The organism is Anaerotruncus sp. 1XD42-93 (assembly GCF_009917605.1).
Classification (GTDB): domain Bacteria; phylum Bacillota; class Clostridia; order Oscillospirales; family Ruminococcaceae; genus Anaerotruncus.
In genome coordinates, this window is the sequence record NZ_QZEG01000165.1 from 1 (window position 1) to 1,603 (window position 1,603).

At 55.1% G+C, this 1,603-nt stretch carries 2 protein-coding genes; both read left to right on the plus strand.

Annotation, left to right across the window (positions count from 1 at the left end):
• Nucleotides 1-60 precede the first annotated feature (60 nt).
• On the plus strand, nucleotides 61-480 hold the full coding sequence (locus D5269_RS17755) for a PrgI family protein (protein WP_120487519.1): 420 nt from the start codon (nucleotides 61-63) through the stop codon (nucleotides 478-480).
• A 37-nt stretch (nucleotides 481-517) separates the two neighbouring features.
• Nucleotides 518-1,603 (plus strand): VirB4-like conjugal transfer ATPase, CD1110 family (locus tag D5269_RS17760; RefSeq protein WP_347707313.1); only part of this gene is annotated, 1,086 nt, incomplete at its 3' end.

Consider the following 1,603-nt stretch of genomic DNA (forward strand, 5'->3'; position numbering starts at 1 on the left):
GCAAAGCCCGTCCCCGGCGATAACCCCGCCGCCAAAACCAAAGACCGGGAGGTGAGATAAATGCCCTTTGTACCCGTACCCAAAGACCTTGCCAAAGTCAAGACAAAAGTGGCGTTCAACCTGACGAAACGCCAGATTGTATGCTTTGGCGCGGGCGGACTGGTGGGCGTCCCCGCCTACATTTTTACACGCGGCAGCATTGGCAACGAACCGGCGGCGCTCCTTATGATCGGTTTGATGCTGCCCTTTTTTCTGTTTGGCATCTATGAAAAAGACGGTCAGCCGTTAGAAGCAGTCCTGCGGCATATGATACGCGCACAGTTTCTCTGCCAGAAAACGCGCCCGTACCAGACCGACAACCTGTACGCCGCCCTTTCGCGGCAGACCAAGGAGGTATCAGCGATTGAAAACAAAACAGCAGGCAAAGCAGGCAAGAAACCTGCAAACGGCAAAAAAGGAACTGAAAAAAGAAAAGTCTGACTTAAAGGCCACCCTGCGCCTGACCCCGGACGCGAAACTGAGCAGCCGGGACAAACGGCGGCTTGCGGCATCGGTCAGCAAGGCAAAGCGGGACGGCAGGCTCCCCAAGACCGCCCAGCAAACCATCCCCTACCAGGAAATGTGCCGGGACGGTATCTGCATCATTGGCGACCGCTATTTCACCAAGCAAATCCAGTTTTACGATGTGAACTACCAGCTTGCACAGAACGAGGACAAGAACCTGATTTTTGAGAACTACTGCGATTTCCTCAACTATTTTGACAGCTCCATCAAAGTCCAGCTTTCTTTCCTCAACCAGCGGGCCGATATGGAGGAATACCAGAAGTCCATCCATATCCCGGAGCAGGCGGACGCATTTAACGGCATCCGGCGGGAGTATTCGGGGATGCTCAAAGGCCAGCTTGCCAGGGGGAACAACGGCCTGACAAAGACCAAGTACATCACCTTTGGCATTGAAGCGGAAAACCTGAAAGAAGCAAAGCCCCGCCTGGAACGCATCGAAGCGGATGTGCTGGCGAATTTCAAGGTGTTAGGCGTCCGCGCCCACTCGTTAGACGGCTATGAGCGTCTGGCAATCCTGCACCGGATGTTTCACCCGGCGGATAACCAGAAATTTAAGTTTGCCTGGGACGCCATCTGGAAAACCGGGCTTTCCAGCAAGGACTTCATCGCGCCGGACAGCTTCACATTCAAGTCCGGCCAGTATTTCCAGATCGGCAGGACTTATGGCGCGGTATCGTTCTTACAAATCCTCGCCCCGGAACTGACCGACCGTATGCTGGCGGATTTCCTCGACCTGGAAAGCAGCATGGTGGTGACGCTGCACATCCAGTCCATCGACCAGAGCGCGGCAATCAAGAACATCAAGCGCAAGATTACCGACCTCGACCGCATGAAGATTGAGGAACAGAAAAAGGCAGTCCGGGCAGGGTACGACATGGACATCATCCCCTCCGACCTTGCCACGTTCGGCAGCGAAGCAAAGACGCTTCTGGAAGATTTGCAGAGCCGCAACGAGCGGATGTTCCTTGTGACCATGCTGGTGATGAACCACGCCGGGACGCGGCAGAAGCTGGAAAACAACATCTTCCAGGCGGCGGGC

What these genes read in the sequence shown, in the direction of transcription:
- D5269_RS17755 (WP_120487519.1), top strand. Translation starts at nt 61, where the DNA reads ATGCCCTTTGTACCCGTACCCAAAGACCTTGCCAAAGTCAAGACAAAA.